Here is an 838-nt window from a genome sequence, read left to right as displayed (position 1 = left end):
CGTCCGGCGGGGCGGTGGTCGGTGGCGGGCGGCGGAACCCGGCCGGGCCGTGGGACGCCCGCCATCCCTCGCTTCGACGGTCAGGACGCGTTGTAATCGCTCACGACGTCCAGGACCCAGGTGACGCCGAAGCGGTCCCGCAGCATCCCGTAGAGCGGCGCCCACTGCGCGGCCGCCAGCGGCCGCAGGACGGTCGCGCCGTCGGACAGCTTCTCCCAGTACGCGGTGACCTCCTCGGCCCCGTCACCGCGGACCGAGACGAAGAACGCGTTCTCGCCCTGGCGCCACGGCATGCGCGAGGGCACGTCGTAGGCCATCACGCACAGACCGCTGCCGGCGGACACCTGGCCCCACATCACCTGGTCGGCCTCGGAGGCGTCCTGGACGTTTCCGGCGTCCTCGTACGTCACCACGGCCACGTCCCCGCCGAAGACGGACTGGTAGAACGTGAGTGCCGCGCGGGCGTCTCCGCGGAAGTTCAGGTGGGTCACGGCTTTGACGGACACGATGGGCTCCTCGCCTCTGGATACGACCGGACCGCCCAAGGCGGGAGAGGCCGGCCGCGGGGACCGCTCGGTCCCGCGGTTCCCACGGTGTCCGGGATAGCGGTCAGGTCGTGGCCGCTTCTCGGGGCAGCATGGGCTCATGCAGAAGACCTCAGCACGACTGCTGTCGCTGCTCTCGCTGCTCCAGGCGCGCCGGGACTGGCCCGGAGGGCTGCTGGCCCGGCGGCTGGACATCAGCCCGCGTACCCTGCGCCGCGATGTCGACCGGCTCCGCGGGCTCGGCTACCCCGTCGTGGCAGTCAAGGGGCCCGACGGCGGATACCGGCTCGACG

General features: G+C 72.4%; 2 protein-coding genes. One reads left to right on the top strand and one right to left on the bottom strand.

Going from position 1 to position 838, the window contains the following annotated elements; translation table 11 throughout:
• Positions 1–80: 80 nt before the first annotated feature.
• Positions 81–506, bottom strand: coding sequence for a VOC family protein (locus tag EBH09_RS35230; protein ID WP_121750829.1), 426 nt, complete (start codon positions 504–506; stop codon positions 81–83).
• 139 nt (positions 507–645) lie between these two features.
• Here EBH09_RS35230 and EBH09_RS35225 point away from each other — a divergent pair.
• Positions 646–838, top strand: a 193-nt coding sequence (locus tag EBH09_RS35225) for a helix-turn-helix domain-containing protein (protein WP_153182767.1), incomplete at its 3' end; no start/stop codon positions are given.

Source organism: Streptomyces sp. E2N166, from assembly GCF_003671715.1.
GTDB lineage: Bacteria > Actinomycetota > Actinomycetes > Streptomycetales > Streptomycetaceae > Streptomyces > Streptomyces thinghirensis.
This window is presented reverse-complemented; position numbering and strand designations above follow the sequence as displayed.